General features: G+C 41.2%; 12 protein-coding genes. 5 read left to right on the forward strand and 7 right to left on the reverse strand.

The window, feature by feature from the left end:
• Positions 1-18 precede the first annotated feature (18 nt).
• The 5 genes from aroB (at position 19) to AAV97_RS09050 (ending at position 9587) form a co-directional block, all read left to right on the forward strand.
• A complete protein-coding gene (gene aroB, locus AAV97_RS09030) occupies positions 19-1098 on the forward strand; it encodes a 3-dehydroquinate synthase (protein ID WP_005034338.1) in 1080 nt (359 codons plus the stop codon).
• 18 nt (positions 1099-1116) lie between these two features.
• On the forward strand, positions 1117-1986 hold the full coding sequence (locus AAV97_RS09035) for a hypothetical protein (protein WP_005034336.1): 870 nt from the start codon (positions 1117-1119) through the stop codon (positions 1984-1986).
• Between the two features lie 423 nt (positions 1987-2409).
• Positions 2410-6885 carry a glutamate synthase large subunit gene (gltB, locus tag AAV97_RS09040; protein WP_171249361.1) on the forward strand — a complete coding sequence of 1492 codons (4476 nt, stop codon included), beginning with the start codon at positions 2410-2412 and terminating at the stop codon, positions 6883-6885.
• A gap of 89 nt (positions 6886-6974) precedes the next feature.
• Positions 6975-8396 (forward strand): FAD-dependent oxidoreductase, encoded by a 1422-nt coding sequence (locus tag AAV97_RS09045; protein ID WP_004825375.1) that lies wholly within the window; start codon positions 6975-6977, stop codon positions 8394-8396.
• Between the two features lie 300 nt (positions 8397-8696).
• The gene (locus tag AAV97_RS09050; RefSeq protein WP_004825372.1) at positions 8697-9587 is read left to right on the forward strand and encodes a metal-dependent hydrolase; all 891 of its coding nucleotides are present in this window, start codon (positions 8697-8699) and stop codon (positions 9585-9587) included.
• A 45-nt stretch (positions 9588-9632) separates the two neighbouring features.
• On the opposite strand, the gene AAV97_RS09055 is transcribed toward AAV97_RS09050, so the two are convergent.
• The 7 genes from AAV97_RS09055 to AAV97_RS09085 form a co-directional block, all read right to left on the reverse strand.
• Complete coding sequence (locus AAV97_RS09055) at positions 9633-10259, reverse strand: riboflavin synthase (RefSeq protein WP_004825370.1); 627 nt, start codon at positions 10257-10259, stop codon at positions 9633-9635.
• A gap of 245 nt (positions 10260-10504) precedes the next feature.
• Positions 10505-10885: a Na+/H+ antiporter subunit G gene (locus AAV97_RS09060; protein ID WP_034707997.1), complete on the reverse strand. Its 381-nt coding sequence runs from the start codon at positions 10883-10885 to the stop codon at positions 10505-10507.
• Positions 10886-10908: 23 nt separating this feature from the next.
• Positions 10909-11184 carry a monovalent cation/H+ antiporter subunit F gene (locus AAV97_RS09065; protein WP_004825367.1) on the reverse strand — a complete coding sequence of 92 codons (276 nt, stop codon included), beginning with the start codon at positions 11182-11184 and terminating at the stop codon, positions 10909-10911.
• Complete coding sequence (locus AAV97_RS09070) at positions 11181-11702, reverse strand: Na+/H+ antiporter subunit E (protein ID WP_005034327.1); 522 nt, start codon at positions 11700-11702, stop codon at positions 11181-11183. Before AAV97_RS09070 ends, AAV97_RS09065 begins: the two co-directional genes overlap by 4 nt.
• Positions 11703-13502, reverse strand: a complete 1800-nt coding sequence (locus tag AAV97_RS09075) for a monovalent cation/H+ antiporter subunit D (protein WP_046760390.1) — start codon at positions 13500-13502, stop codon at positions 11703-11705.
• Positions 13502-13867 (reverse strand): Na+/H+ antiporter subunit C, encoded by a 366-nt coding sequence (locus AAV97_RS09080; protein WP_004825361.1) that lies wholly within the window; start codon positions 13865-13867, stop codon positions 13502-13504. Before AAV97_RS09080 ends, AAV97_RS09075 begins: the two co-directional genes overlap by 1 nt.
• Positions 13868-13870: 3 nt before the next feature.
• Positions 13871-16708: a monovalent cation/H+ antiporter subunit A gene (locus AAV97_RS09085; protein WP_046760391.1), complete on the reverse strand. Its 2838-nt coding sequence runs from the start codon at positions 16706-16708 to the stop codon at positions 13871-13873.
• Positions 16709-16958 lie beyond the last annotated feature (250 nt).

Genomic DNA, 16958 nt, shown 5'->3' on the forward strand with positions numbered 1-16958 from the left:
TTGTTATTTGGCAGGATCATGCAAACTTTACATGTTGAACTGGGTGAACGTCGCTATCCAATTTTTATTGGAAGTCATTTAAATCCTCAAGAGTTACTTGAACCTTATATTAAAGGTCGTCAAGTGATGGTAGTGACCAATAGTACTGTTCAGCCTTTATATTTATCGCATTATGTTGAAGCGATTCAACAATTGGGTAAGCAAGTTGCAACATGTGTCCTACCAGATGGTGAAAAATACAAGAATATTGAACATCTCAACTTGATTTTTGATGCTTTACTTGAGGCTGGTTTTAACCGTGATTGTACGGTTTTGGCTTTGGGTGGCGGTGTGATTGGGGATATGGCTGGTTTTGCCTCAGCCTGTTTTCAACGCGGTGTTTATTTTATTCAAGTGCCAACCACACTGTTGTCCCAAGTGGATTCAAGTGTCGGTGGAAAAACAGGAATTAACCACCCACTCGGTAAAAATATGATTGGTGCATTTCAGCAGCCTCAAGTGGTTCTGGCTGATATGGCACAATTGAAAACCCTACCTGCACGGGAACTTTCAGCAGGTTTGGCTGAAGTCATTAAGTATGCGCTGTTGGGAGATGTGGAATTTCTCACTTGGCTAGAAGCACATATGGATGGTTTAGTTGCTCAAGATCCCGAGTTATTGGCAGAAGCCGTCTATCGTTCTTGTGCACATAAAGCTCGCATTGTGGCCAATGATGAAAAAGAACAAGGTGAGCGTGCGCTGTTAAATTTAGGGCATACTTTTGGTCATGCCATTGAGTCTTATCTCGGTTATGGGGTGTGGTTGCATGGAGAAGCGGTTGCAACGGGCATGGTGATGGCTGCTGATTTATCTCATCGTATGGGCTGGATTTCATTTAATGATTTAGTGCGTACAAAAAAAATCATACAACGTGCGCAATTACCTGTAGCATGTCCACAAATTCCATTAGATGAATTTTTGGCTTATATGTCGCATGATAAGAAAGTATTAAATGGTCAACTTCGTTTAATATTGATGAAACAACTCGGGCAAGCTGTCATTACCAATGATTTTGACGTTGAGTTGATGAAACAAGCGATTTTAGCAAATCAAATATAGAAAAAGGTTCGTGTTCAAATGGCAGCAATTCGTACAAATTGGCAAAATATTCGACAATATATTTGGTTGGTTGGTGGATTGCTGTGTCTGGTGATTGCCGTGATTTTTTGGGCAGTCACAGATACTAAAGAATTGGTCACTGTAGAAAATCCGATTGAAGAGACCCAAGTCCAGATTCAACCAGAAAAAGTGGCGGCTACTGCACATTTGGGCGCTTTAATGGATGAGGTGCGTCCACTTGAAATGACCACTCGTGTGGTGACTGCAGGTAATCACGATGCTGAATTTCGTGGAACAAAGTTTTTTCAAGAGAATAAAAAGGCATGGACAATCGAATTGTTCAAAGCTTCAAATGAAGATGTCATTCAAAGTTTTTTACAAAAACAAGCCGATCGTAAAAATTTTATCTATTTCCGTTTAAGTGGCGAAAATCAAACAGAACAGTATGTTTTAGCTTATGGATTATTTAAAACGGATGATCAGGCGAAAGCGCAATTACAACAGTTAAACCTCAAATTGCCTGCATCGATACATCCTCAATCAATTCAATTTGAGAAGTATAGCGCTTTGGTGAATGATTTAGGCGCAGATGAAATGGCAAGCGCCAATAAACTTTATGAAGTTAAATTGAAGTCAGCCCCGTTGCCAGTGGTCGATGAAACTGTATTGGCTCAAGCCAAATCAGCTTTATCATCATTGACCAATTCTTCTGGTGCAAACAATGAAACCACCAAGACGACAATTACTCGTCGTGATGCCTCGGGCAAGGTTGTTGATGTGCAAAAATCAAATTCAACCACTCAAACATCCTCTGGGACAAAAGAATCGAGTGGCGTTGCAACTGAAAAGAAACCTGTAGAGCATGAAGTGAGTGATCCATTTAATTAAATGAGCGCTAAAATGAAGCAAAATAGATCGTGAGATTTATGATTTGCACAAAAATGGTGCTAAAAATGTATTTATAAGAAACAGCTAATTTTAATCAATATCTTTATTTCACTGTATTTTAGCGATTTGGTGAACAAAAATAAAAACTGGCATATTTTTTGCTTTATTGTTGCGCTAATTGAGTTGATTGTCCCTATTTTGGAGCGAAATGATTTAGTTGGTGTGCGATTTTAAGTCATGATTGGTGCTTTATTTCAGTGCGAAAGCTGTAAAACAATTTTGCAATTAAAGTAAAAAACGGACTGGTATTCGATTTAGACTAAGTGTTTACTTGGTATACGAAAATACTTAAAAATCGTAATTGAGTGTTTGAATGTTTTTCGCCCTCATGGGCCTATGTAGAAAGAAGGGTACGCTATGCACATGCCATCGCCTAATACTGTAGCTCCCGCTCAAGGTTTATACCAACCGGATGAGTTTAAAGATAACTGTGGTTTCGGCTTGATTGCCCATATGCAGGGTGATGCGAGTCATGATTTAGTCAAGACCGCGATTCATAGTCTAAGTTGTATGACACACCGAGGTGGTATTGCCGCAGATGGTAAGACCGGTGATGGTTGTGGTTTACTCTTGGCTATGCCGAAAGCATTTTTTCGTGAAGAAGCAAAGAAAATTAGTGACATTACACTGAGTGAAGTATTTGCAGTCGGTACAGTATTCTTAAACTTAGATCCTGCTCTTGCAGCGCATGCGAAAAAGATTCTCACTAAAGAAATTGAGGATGAAGGTTGTCGTGTGATTGGCTGGCGTGTTATTCCCACCAATAATGATGCATTGGGTTCAATTGCAATGCAGTCTTTGCCTGCGTTCGAACAAATTTTTGTCAACTGCCCAATGGGCGTAACTGAGGTTGAGTTTAACCGTAAGTTACTTATGGCACGTCGTCGTGCTGAACAACAGCTGACTGCTGACCCGTATTTCTATGTCACTACATTGTGCTCTACTGTAATCAGCTATAAAGGTTTGATGATGCCTGCATATATTGCAGAATTCTACAAAGATCTTGCTGATGAACGTTTGGATTCACATATCGTTGTTTTCCATCAACGTTTCTCTACCAATACTTTGCCTCGTTGGCCATTGGCACAGCCTTTCCGTTATTTGGCACATAATGGTGAAATCAATACCATTACAGCAAACCGTAACTGGGCGGTAGCACGTACACCAAAGTTCGAAAACCCTTTATTGCCAGGGATCACAGAGCTTAATCCGATTGTAAATCGGACAGGCTCAGATTCGTCAAGTATGGACAACATGCTTGAGCTTCTTGTTGGCGGTGGTATGGACTTATTCCGTGCATTGCGCATGTTGGTACCACCTGCTTGGCAAAACGTTGAAACTTTAGATGCGGATTTACGTGCATTTTATGAGTTCAACTCAAAGCATATGGAAGCATGGGATGGTCCTGCAGGTCTGGTGATTCAAGATGGTCGCCATGCGATTTGTATGCTTGACCGTAATGGCTTACGTCCTGCGCGTTGGGTGATCACTAAAAATGGCTATATTACATTGGCATCAGAAATTGGTGTATGGGGTTATGAACCTGAAGATGTGGTATCGAAAGGTCGTGTAGGTCCAGGGCAAATTCTTGTGATTGATACATTCACAGGCAAAATGCTGGATACTAAAGACGTCAGTAATCATCTGAAAAAAATGCGTCCATATCGTGAATGGTTGCGTGAAAACTCAGTTCGTGTGCAAGGTAGCCCAGAACTTGAAGAATATTTATGCGATCAAGGCTTAAAAGGCGATGACCTAAAAGCAGCGCAAAAAATGTTTATGGTGACCTTTGAAGAGCGTGACCAACTATTACGTCCAATTGCGGAAAGCGGTCAGGAAGCTGTGGGTTCTATGGGAGATGACACTCCTATGGCTGTGTTGTCACGTCAGGTTCGCCATGTCACGGATTACTTCCGTCAGCAATTTGCCCAAGTCACCAATCCACCTATTGACCCACTGCGTGAATCTATCGTGATGTCGTTAGAAACATGTATGGGGCGTGAGCAAAATGTATTTGAACAAGGTCCTGAACATGCAGATCGCTTGATTATTTCAAGCCCTGTCTTGTCAAACTCTAAAATGCATCAGATTCGTACCTTGGGTCGTAAAGGTTATGAAATTGCAGATATTGATTTGAACTATCCTGAAACGGAAGGTCTTGAAGCTGCGATCAGCAGAATCTGTGAAGAATCTGCACAGGCGATTCGTGATGGCAAAACTTTATTGGTAATTTCAGACAAGAAAATCCGTCAGGGTTATCTGCCTGCCAATTCTGCTATGGTAACAGGTGCAATCCATCATTTCCTGATTAATGCAGGTTTGCGTACCGATGCCAACATTATTGTTGAAACTGCTTTAGCACGCGATCCACATCAATTTGCGGTGATCTTAGGTTTCGGTGCTACGGCGATCTACCCATATCTTGCATATGATGTAATCAATGACTTGATTGCAAAAGGTGAGTTATTGGGCGACCCAATCCATGCACAGGCAAATTTCCGTAAAGGCATTGAGAAAGGCTTACTCAAAGTTTTGTCTAAGATGGGGATTTCTACAGTTGCATCTTACCGTGGTGGTCAGTTGTTTGAAGCCGTTGGTTTGTCTGATGAAGTCGTGAATAAGTGTTTCACAGGTGTACCAAGCCGTATTAAAGGTGCAACATTCACTGATCTTGAAAATGATCAGAAAAAATTAGCGGAAACAGCTTGGAAATCGCGTAAACCGATTGACCAAGGTGGCTTACTCAAATTTGTATTTGATAAAGAATATCACGCATTCAATCCAGACGTAATCAATGCTTTGCATAAAGCAGTACGTTCTGGAAACTATGCTGACTTTAAAGAATATGCTGAGTTAGTGAATACACGTCCAATTGCTACAATTCGCGACTTATTAAAACTGAAAACTGAGCATTCTATTCCATTAGAAGCAGTTGAATCGGTTGAAGAAATTTTACCGCGATTTGACTCAGCAGGTATGTCTTTAGGTGCTTTATCTCCTGAAGCGCATGAAGCGATTGCAATTGCAATGAACACTATTGGCGGTCGTTCAAACTCTGGTGAGGGCGGTGAAGATCCTGCACGTTATGGCACGATCCGTAACTCTAAAATTAAGCAGATTGCTTCTGGTCGTTTTGGTGTAACACCTGCATATTTAACATCGGCTGAAGTTTTGCAGATTAAAGTAGCCCAAGGTGCGAAACCGGGCGAAGGTGGTCAGTTACCTGGCGGTAAAGTGAATGGTCTAATTGCCCGTTTACGCTATTCAGTGCCTGGTGTGACCTTGATTTCTCCACCACCACATCATGATATTTATTCAATCGAAGATTTATCACAATTGATTTTTGACTTAAAACAAGTCAATCCTCAAGCGATGGTTTCAGTGAAACTGGTTTCAGAGCCTGGCGTAGGTACGATTGCTGCTGGTGTGGCTAAGGCATACGCTGACTTCATTACTATTTCGGGTTATGATGGTGGTACAGCTGCTTCGCCATTATCTTCAATTCATCATGCAGGTTCACCATGGGAATTGGGTCTTTCTGAAGCGCATCAAGCACTTCGTGTCAATGATTTACGTGGCAAAGTTCGTGTACAAACTGATGGTGGTTTGAAAACGGGTCTAGATGTTGTAAAAGCAGCAATTTTAGGTGCGGAAAGCTTCGGTTTCGGTTCAACACCAATGATTGCTTTAGGTTGTAAATACCTGCGTATTTGTCATTTGAACAACTGTGCAACAGGTGTTGCAACGCAACAAGATCATTTACGTCAAGAGCATTATATTGGCGAGCCAGAAATGCTGATTAATTTCTTCCACTTTATTGCGGAAGAAACTCGTGAATGGTTGGCAGCACTCGGTGTAGCATCATTAAAAGACTTGATTGGTCGTACTGATCTGTTGGAAATGTTGCCAGGTGAAACAGAAAAACATGCGCACTTAGACCTGAGTGCATTGTTAGAATCGCATCCATCTGCGGAAGGGAAAGCACAATATTGCCAAGTACAAGGCAACGAGCCGTTTGATAAAGGTATCCTTGCTGAGAAAATGGTGGCTGAAATGTTACCTGCAATTGAAGCAAGTACTGGTGGTGCGTTCCATTTCACTGTGGGTAACTGTGACCGTTCGATTGGTGCGCGTTTGTCTGGTGAAATCGCAAAACGTTATGGCAACTTGGGTATGGAAGCACACCCAGTTAAAGTGAATTTAACCGGTACAGCAGGACAATCACTGGGTGTTTGGAATGCGGGTGGTTTGCATATTAGCCTTGAAGGTGATGCAAACGATTATGTTGGTAAAGGTATGGCAGGTGGTCGAGTTTCGATCTTCCCACCAAAAGGTTCACCATTCCAAACCCAAGAAACAGCGATTATTGGTAATACATGTTTGTATGGTGCGACAGGCGGTAAATTATTTGCAGCAGGTACAGCAGGTGAGCGTTTTGCTGTACGTAACTCTGGCGCATTTGCTGTTATCGAAGGCGCTGGTGACCATTGCTGTGAATATATGACTGGCGGTATCGTGACTGTGCTCGGCAAAGTTGGTCACAACTTTGGCGCTGGTATGACTGGTGGTTTTGCTTATGTACTTGACTTGGACAATGACTTCGTCGATTACTACAACCACGAATTAATTGAGTTAAACCGTATTTCTACAGAAGCGATGGAAGAACATCAAGAATTCTTACTTCGCATCTTAGATGAACATATTGCTGAAACAGGTAGTGCTTGGGCGTACAAGATCCGCAACGAGTTTGATTTCTATAGCCGTAAATTCTGGCTAGTGAAACCAAAAGCTGCTAATTTGCAAACGCTTTTGAAGACAACTCAAGCAGATCCACAATAATTCCACTACTCATATTTTAGGTAGGTGTGGATAACTTTACAGATATACACAAGTGAAAAAGTTATCCACGCTCACCCACGGAGAGAGACATGGCAGAGCGCCTAAATAATGACTTTCAATTTCTGGATGTAGCACGCCAAGATCCAGAGAAAAAAGATATTAATGTCCGCAAAGCAGAGTTTGTGGAAATTTATAAACCTTTTACAGCGGAAGTGGCAGCAAACCAAACCCACCGTTGTTTAGGCTGTGGTAACCCGTATTGTGAATGGAAATGTCCTGTACATAACTATATTCCAAACTGGTTAAAGCTGATTGCAGAAGGGCGTATTTTCCAAGCTGCAGAGCTTTGCCATCAAACCAATACATTGCCTGAAGTCTGTGGTCGTGTTTGCCCACAAGATCGTTTATGTGAGGGTGCTTGTACCTTAAACGATGGTTTTGGTGCTGTAACCATTGGTAATGCGGAAAAATATATCAACGATACTGCCTTTGCTTTAGGCTGGCGTCCAGATATGTCCTCAGTAAAATGGACCGACAAAAAAGTTGCAATTATTGGTGCAGGTCCAGCCGGTTTAGGTTGTGCAGATATTTTGGTACGTAATGGGGTAAAACCTGTTGTTTTTGATAAACGTCCTGAAATCGGTGGTTTACTTACATTTGGTATTCCAGAATTCAAAATGGAAAAGGATGTAATGAAACGCCGCCGTGAGATCTTCACCGGTATGGGCGTTGAATTCCGCTTGAATACTGAAATTGGTACAGACATCACCATTGACCAATTACTTGCAGACTATGACGCTGTATTCATGGGTATGGGAACATATACCTACATGAAAGGCGGCTTTGCAGGTGAAGATTTTGATGGCGTTTATGATGCGCTGGATTTCTTGATCGCCAATGTAAATCGTACACAAGGCTGGGAAAAAGATCCATCTGAATACATCAGCGTTCAGGGCAAAAAAGTTATCGTTCTTGGCGGTGGTGATACTGCGATGGACTGTAACCGTACTTCAATCCGTCAAGGTGCTGAAACGGTCACTTGTGCTTACCGTCGTGATGAAGAAAACATGCCAGGTTCTCGCCGTGAAGTGAAGAATGCGCGTGAGGAAGGTGTGGAATTCCAATTCAATCGTCAACCGATTGAAATCGTAGGCGAAAATGGTAAAGTGACAGGTGTTAAATTTGTAACGACTCAACTCAGCCAGCCAGATAGCCGTGGTCGTCGTAGCCCTGAACCGATTCCGGGTTCTGAAGAAGTTTTACCAGCAGATGCTGTATTGCTTGCTTTTGGTTTCCGTACTTCTCCAGCGGATTGGTTTGCAGGCGCAAACATAGATTTAGATGGTTCTGGTCGAGTACTTGCTGCTGAAAAGCAAGAATTTAAATTCCAAACCTCTAACCCAAAAATCTTTGCAGGCGGTGATATGGTTCGTGGTTCTGACTTGGTTGTGACCGCAATCTGGGAAGGTCGTGAAGCAGCGGAAGGTATTTTGGATTACCTTGATGTTTGATGTTTAAACGCTTAACATTCAAAGACCCATTTCCAAAGCCTGCGTCATCGCAGGCTTTGTTTTTGTCGGAACTTTGTAGGTTTTAGTGACAAAATATAAATCATTATAAAAGCTTTATTTTTATCCTAATTTATTGATTTTTAAATTTTTATCCCATATTTTAAAAAGGTTTTTATCAATGTTTATCTGGCTTTTTTGACATAGTGAGCATTTTTGCTACTTGATGAATGATTCTGCAATATACAAATATTGAGATTGTGCCAATATAGGTTAAATTCAGACAAATGTAGGATTAGACCGATGTCAACAGTTCAAGTGACGGCAGAAAAATCATATTTAAATCGTCCTAAAGCTATTGGTATTAAAGTCCGTAAACCAAGCTTTAACCCTAAAGCCATTCGTAGACATTTTTTTGCGAATTCACCCGTGATGTCTCACTTACTCACGGCATTATCTTCGACTTTTCCAATCGGTGAGCAATTCTTTGTGCATAGTGTCCGCAATGTGCGTGACAAAATTACAGATGAAAAATTACAGGCACAAATCGCTGCATTCATTGGGCAAGAAGCGATGCATTCCAAAGCACATACAGAATTCAATGATGCATGGCGTCGTGATGATTATAACCTCGATAGTTTTCAAGCATGGTTAGCTCGCCGCGATGCATTTATAAAAAGTGTACATCCAAAATTACAGCTTGCAGTCACCGCTGCTTTTGAACACTTTACTGCCTTGTTGGGAGGCTATATTTTGCGGCATCCTGAAGTTTTAAGTACATTGGATGATGATGCGGTCAAACTTTGGGTATGGCATGCCATTGAGGAAATCGAGCATCGTTCAGTGGCTTTTGATGTATATCAGGCGATTTATAAGGATGACCGTACTCGTCGCACAGTCATGCGCAATGTAACCACGGGTTTTGCAAGTTTAACGTTCTATTCTGCAACACGTTTGTTTATGCAAGACTGGAAAAAAAGTTTGCCGAAAGTACCACAAAATATTTTTGGAATTTATATGATTTCTAAGATGCTGATTTCATTGATTCCAGAATATTTGTCTTATTACAAAGCTGATTTTCATCCAGATGAAATTGATTATTCAAAGATTGTTGCTTATTGGAAGGAAAAGTTGGCGGATGATTATGGAATGGAAAGTTTCCAAGAAGAAGTTCATCCACCATTGTATAGTTAAAGATTGAATCGCACTTGAAAAGCCAATGATTTATATTGGCTTTTTTTATTTTTCATTGAGACGTTGATGGATACTTTCTAAAGTATCCACCATAGTACGGGTCATTTGGTCGATTTCATAATTGAGTTTTCCACCGATTTGGACATGTTTAAAGGTGGTCAATCTTAAGGTTTCTGGAATTAAATCCACGGATATTTCATTGCTTTGTCGATCAACTCGATTGACGGTTAGGCTACAACCTTGCAGCCCAATAAAACCTTTTTTAAAGAAGTATTTGATATTTTCATCAGGGATGACAAGATCAATATGTACAGTCTCACCTGTATGGATAACATCTTTAATGGTTGCCATACCTTCAATATGTCCATAAAGATTGTGTCCACCATTTTCCATTCCAGCTTTAATCGACCTTTCGATATTGACTTGATCGCCAATGTTTAAAAATTGTAGTGTGGTCAGCGATGTGGTGAGTGCTGAGACATCAAATGACACCGTATGTAACACGGTATCATAACCTGTTGCGGTTAAGCATGTTCCATCAATTGCAACACTTGCACCAATAAATATATCGTCGAAAAAGTGATTTTCATTAGAAATATAAAGGGTTGTAAAGTGATCGCTATGTCGGATATTGACCACTTTTTCTAAGCCTTGAACAATGCCAGTATACATACTCAATCTCATTTATTAAGCTGATTTTATTGTACATGTTTCACTGCATTGGCATAGCGTTGAATTTTAAATTTATGTGGAATGGTGTTCTAATTTCTTATTTTAGAAGGCTTAGTATTGCCTTATTAATATTAAGTCAATTATCTTGAAATGTGACTTCATTTACTGAGAGTTCTTGTGTTAAGGCGCGGTATGAGGCAGTGTTAAAACTGAATCTTTAACACTGCTTTTAAGCTCAAGGTGGATTAAATATCATCCTTAAATTGTTTGATGATTTTCTGACGTTGCCAAGGTAAAGGGCGATTGATTGCTTCAGGAACATCGCCAGAGGTAGAACGGAGTCGTAAATGGATTGCGGCTTGCGCAATTAAGTTTGCAGATACAGGTGCAGTAATAAAAGCCAACAAGGTAATGAGCAGTTCTGCAAAACCTAAGCGACTATTAAATGCAGCGTAAATCATACCTGCAAGTAAAAAGCTACCTAAACCTAAAGTACTGGATTTTGTGGGCGCATGAAGTCGCATAAATAAGTCAGGCAGTTTGACCATCCCGATACCACCCACCAAAGTAAAAAATGCACCAATGATGAGGAAGAATGAAACGATAATTTCCATGATGAGTTGCATATTATTTTCCATGATCGTCCTCTTTAATCAATAACATGACCCGTTGTAAAATAGCGAGCCAGCGCTGCAGTTGAAACAAAGCCAAGCATGGCGACCAAAAGTGCACCTTCAAACATCGAGGTGCTGGCCCAGTAAATCCCCAAAATAACGATTAAGCAGGTCGCATTTAAAAACAAGGTATCTAGTGCCAATAAGCGATCTACAATCGAAGGTCCCATCACCAAACGGATTAAACACAGCAACATAGAGAGCGTGACAGCAACGAGGCAGATGCCTAACGCATAAGGCAGGATACTCATGAGCGTTCTCCTTGTTGAAGGTCAAATATCTCGATTAACGGGACTTCATAGCGTGCTTTAATCGCTTGGATTTCAGCATCCACATCATCACAACTTAAGGCATGAACCAAAATGTCACCACGCTCTTGATCTATCCCCGCACTGACAGTTCCGGGGGTGGTGGTAATAATCATTGCCAACAGGGTATTGACGTGTTCATGATCAGTGTCTAAAGGAATCCGAAACCACTTCGGTTGGAGATTTTTTGTGGGTCCCAAAACCTGTTTTGCGACTTTAATATTACTGATGATAATGTCCCATAGCACTACAAAGAATAATTGAATTGCACTTTTCCAATGAATATTCGGGGTGCAAACAATAAAGGGTTGGATCAATTTGGGAATAATCAAGCCTAGAGCGATTGCAACCACAATGTCAAAACTTTCAGCGCTATGATTCAGCATCAGCCAACTCATTGCCACAATCACCGATACAAAGGGATGTGGCACTATACGGGTCAATAATGATTGATTTTGCATTTATTGCTCCATTGGCTTCAGTTGATTATTTTCCGTATGCTGCTGTTCCTGTCCTTTGATTTGACGTTGCTTATACTCGGAGATATGTTCACCTTGTAGCGTATCTGGGCTAATAATATAAGGAATATAATGCGCGTTTGGATCGACCATTTCACCATTGTATTTGGTTTCAGGAACATAGTTTGGATCGAACGGTTGGACACTAATGGTTTGTCCTTGTTCATCAGTTTTTAAAATACCATGTTGATACAAAGAGGCATCAGTAATTTGTGCTGCTGTTTTTTCAACATAATTTAAAATCGGTGCGACACAGACGACATAGGCAATTAAACCTGCCAATAGCAGATAAATCGTTTTATCGTTGCGTGGCGGTGCTTGATTTGGCAAAGCTTGATAAGCAGCATAAGCCTCTTCTTTAGGATTATTTTCAGGTGCAGTTGCACGCCAAAACAGAATGAATCCGACGCGGGTAAAAGCAATAATACTCAATAGGCTAACGATTAAAATCACCGCAATAATCCAGCCTTGCGCTGCCATATTTGCAGTGGCTTGCAAAATCAAAACCTTGCCTAAAAAGCCACTAAATGGTGGTAAGCCAGCCATCATCAATGCAATCACAAAGAATGTCATTGCCAATACTTTGTCTTGCTTCATTTTAGGCGCAACTTTGAGATGATCTTTCATTGCACCACGTTGTGAAGTAATCCAGCCACACACTAAGTAGAACGATGCTGCAATCACAGTACTATGTACAAGATAATATAAACCTGCCGACCATGCTTGTGTATTCAGCATTGCAATAGCAACTAAGATTGTGCCAATCGAAGACAGTATCATAAAGCCGACGAAACGACGCAAACGCTCTGCAGCCAGCGCTCCAATGACCCCATAAAGTGAAGTCAACAAACCAATCGGCAGTAACCATGTTTGAAGAAAATGCGCAGCTAAAGCATCATTAAATACTGTGCCATTAACGCGTAAAATCGCATACACACCGACTTTGGTCATAATCGTAAAAATGGCAGCAACAGGTGTTGTTGCGACAGCATAAGTTTTTGGTAGCCAAAAACCGACAGGTAACATGGCTGCCTTAATTCCAAAGACCACGAACAGCAGTAAACCACCCGCTACGGCAAGTCGATGTTGATCGTTGTCTAAAGTCGGTAACAATCGTCCTACATCTGCCATATTTAAACTGCCCACACTGCCATAAATCATCCCTAATCCAATCAAGAACAGGGCAGAAGCAAGTAAGTTAATCGTGACGTAATGTATACCAAGTTGAAAACGTGCTTTGCCTTGACCATGTAATAGCAATACATAAGACGCCATTAACAATATTTCAAAGAACACGAAGAGGTTGAATAAATCGCCTGTTAAAAATGCACCACTTAATCCCATCAGCAATAGATGGAACATCGCATGGAAGTAGCGACCACGCTCATCCCATTCCTTACTGGCAAACCATAAAATTGGGGTTGCAAGCGCGTAGGTAAGCACCAACATTAATGCGGATAAACGATCAAGCACCAAGACAATACCAAATGGTGCGGACCATTCAGCCAATTGATAAACAAATATTTTTCCAGTATTGGCTTGAAGCAGATAAGCAATAGCAGTCGCAAGTCCGAGAACAATAGAAACTAAACTCAGACCACGACGCCAAGGCTGCCGCCAATCATGTTTTAAAGCCCCAGAACCAGGATTGCCCAGTAAAATGAGTAAGAAACCAGTAAATGCTGGAATCAACACACTCATAATCGGAGAGTGAGCATACCAAAAATCTAAAAAGCTGCTCATTACGGCTCATCCTCGCGTGGGTCAAAACTACTTGGTTCCTCTTTTGCATCGACATGGTCAGTACCCGATTCATATCGGCTACGCAATGCCAATTGCACAATAAAAGCTGTGGTCGCAAAGCCAATCACAATTGCTGTGAGTACCAATGCTTGTGGTAAAGGATCAGTGACTTTTGTTGCCTGAATGAGAATGGCAGGTGAGCTGATTTGTATTCTTCCCATTGCGAATAGAAAAATATTCACGGCATAGCCAATCATTGCCAATCCAAGTACAACAGGAAAGGTACGAGCTCGAAGAATAAGGTAAATACCAGAGGCAACCAATAATCCAATCGCAGATGCAATTAAAAATTCTAAACTGATCATGCATTACTCCTTGGGTACTGGACCAGACATACTGGAATGTCTAGAGTCGCCTAAAACAGAAATGAGTAACATTGTTGCACCAACCACAGTACCATATACACCAAGATCGAATGCGGCTGCAGAAGCAAGGTGGAATGTACCAAATAGGCTTGATTCAACATAGACATGTGCGCTGGTGAGGAAAGGACGAGCCCATAACCATGAAGCAATGCCTGACAGCCCTGCAATCAATAATCCTAATCCAATCCAGACTTCATAAAGTCGACCAGATTTTGCTCGCAGCATTTTCTCCGCTTGGTCTTGTCCGAGTGCAATGTATTGAATCACCAGTGCCATTGAGGTAATTAACCCCGCAATAAAGCCACCCCCTGGATAATTATGTCCACGTAGAAAAATATACAAACTGACCACCAATGCAACAGGAAGTACCCATGAAGCGGTCATACGGAACATTAAAGGCGAAGGATTAAAACGATAGCTTAATCCTTTTGTCATGGTTGTACCGTGTGTACGCATCCCATCCATCATGCAGAGTGCGCCAATCGCTGCGATACCTAATACGGCAATTTCTCCAAAGGTATCGAAACCACGGAAATCGACCAAAATGACATTGACGATATTTGAGCCACCACCCAATGGAAGCGACTGTTGTACAAAGAACCATGAAATTGAATTGTGATCACGTGTCATGATCAACCATGCGATCCAACCGATTCCAATACCTCCACCAATGGCAAGCACAGCATCACGCCAACGTCGTGTACGGCTTGATTCATAAGGTGTCAATTGAGGAAGAAGGGACAAACTCATCAACAACAGTACGGTGGTGACCACATCTACAGTAATTTGTGTCAGTGCAAGATCAGGTGCTGAGAGCGTCACAAAAATCATGGTGACGACCAGACCAATTGCACCACTAATTAAAACTGCCTTGATCCGTTCATGATGGAACCACAACATCATCCAACATGCAGAGAACAGCAACAACCAAAGGACGATTGCTGTGAATGGTGCATGCGTCAGTTCCCGTGTTCCTGTAGTGAGGTTTTGGTTGAGTAGCGGGGCAGCAACTAAAGCAATACTTAAGGCTAGAATCAGCAACAAATAATTTTGTAATGAACCTGTTTCAGTATTTTTCTTTACTTTGCGGGATAGCGATAACAGATTTTTCAGGAAGTCTTCAAATAATAATTTCCCTTGTAAACGCCCTAAACTTGGGTCAAGGTCAATTTCACGAATTCGCCCACCTTTGGCTAAAGCAAAGTAGAAAATCACACCACCGATGAGGGCGATCGCACTCATCAGTAAAGGCAGATTAAAACCATGCCAAATGGCTAAATGAACACCTTCAAAGTTTGACAGCTGTGTAGAGGCACGTGTTCCTGCATTGACGATATTTTCCACCAAAAGTGCAGGAAGAATACCGACAAGAATACATAACGTTGCCAAGATAATTGCCGGTAAGCGCATGCCAAGCGGAGGTTCATGCGCATTTTTGTTGGGCACATCACGTCCTACATCACCATCAAAAAATACACCATGTACAAGACGTACCGAATAGGCTACTGCAAAGAGACCTGCCAATGTTGCAACGATTGCAGCTAAAACAACATAGCCACCAGATAAGTTCGCCAATAATTCTGTAAAGAACATTTCTTTAGAAATAAAACCATTGGTGAGTGGTACACCTGCCATACTAGCAGCAGTAATCATGGTCAATGTTGCAGTAAAAGGAAGCAGTTGCCACAGTCCACTGAGCTTTCTTAAGTCACGTGTACCTGATTCATGATCAATGATGCCTGCAATCATGAACAAAGCAGCTTTAAACGTTGCATGGTTAATAATATGGAAAATTGCAGCTGCAACAGCTAATGGTGAGCCAATGCCCAATAGGCACATGATCAGACCTAAATGACTAATCGTTGAGTAGGCCAGTAACCCTTTTAAATCTTCTTTAAAAATGGCAAAAAATGCTGCCATACATAAGGTAAATAATCCAATAGTGGTCACGAGATTATGAAACAACGCTGAACCCACAAAAATTGGAAGCAAGCGAGCAACAAGGAAAATCCCTGCTTTGACCATAGTTGCTGAATGTAAATACGCCGATACAGGCGTTGGGGCTGCCATTGCATTTGGAAGCCAAAAGTGAAACGGAAATTGTGCACTTTTGGTAAATGCACCCAATAAAATCAATAATAAGGCAGGAACAAATAAACCACTATTTTGAATTGTTGTTGTCATTGTGGTGAGTTGGTCAATTTGATAGGTTCCTGTAATATGACCAATTAAAATAAAACCACCCAGCATGGCTAAGCCACCCATCCCCGTGATGGTCATTGCCATACGTGCGCCACGTTGCGCTGCTTCGTAATTACTCCAATAACCCACAAGCAAGAATGATGAAATACTGGTCAGCTCCCAGAACACCAATAATATGATGAGGTTGTTTGATAGAGAAATACCCAGCATCGCTGCCATGAATAGCATCAATAATGAATAAAGTTTGCTGAGAGAGTTTTTAGGATTTAAATAATAGTAAGCATAGATATAAATCAGGGTGCCAATACCCGTGATCAGCAATGAAAAAATTAAACTTAATGCATCTAAACGAAAGCTAAAATCAATCCCAATTTGGGGTAACCATTGCCATTGTTCTAAAATGGCATTGCCACTCAATACTGTTTTTGCCTGAGTCAGTAGCAGTACGAAACTGCTTAAACTGACCCCGATTGCCCCTAAAGCTGTTACCCCTCGAGAGAATTGCTTCAGCCACAGGACAAGGGTCGTGCCAAGTATTAACGGTAATAGAATAATAATCGGAAGCACACGCGTATCCATTATCGTGAATAGGTCGTGAAACCTATGTGAATCTTATCTTTCAAGGATTTGAGGAATGCAAGGAACAGTCCAATAACTTAAATCTTGAAAGCCGAGTTAAATTAATGAGTAAAAATCAGTTGTGTTGCGCAACATGAGAAAACGATTAGAAAATCAATTAAGATTGAAAAATCTAATTTGAATTGATTTTTTCATAGTATTACATGCGCAGAATAACATCAATTTATTTTGTCAGTTTTTGCGCAAACAT

Source organism: Acinetobacter sp. Ag2, from assembly GCF_001005515.1.
Taxonomy (GTDB): domain Bacteria; phylum Pseudomonadota; class Gammaproteobacteria; order Pseudomonadales; family Moraxellaceae; genus Acinetobacter; species Acinetobacter bereziniae.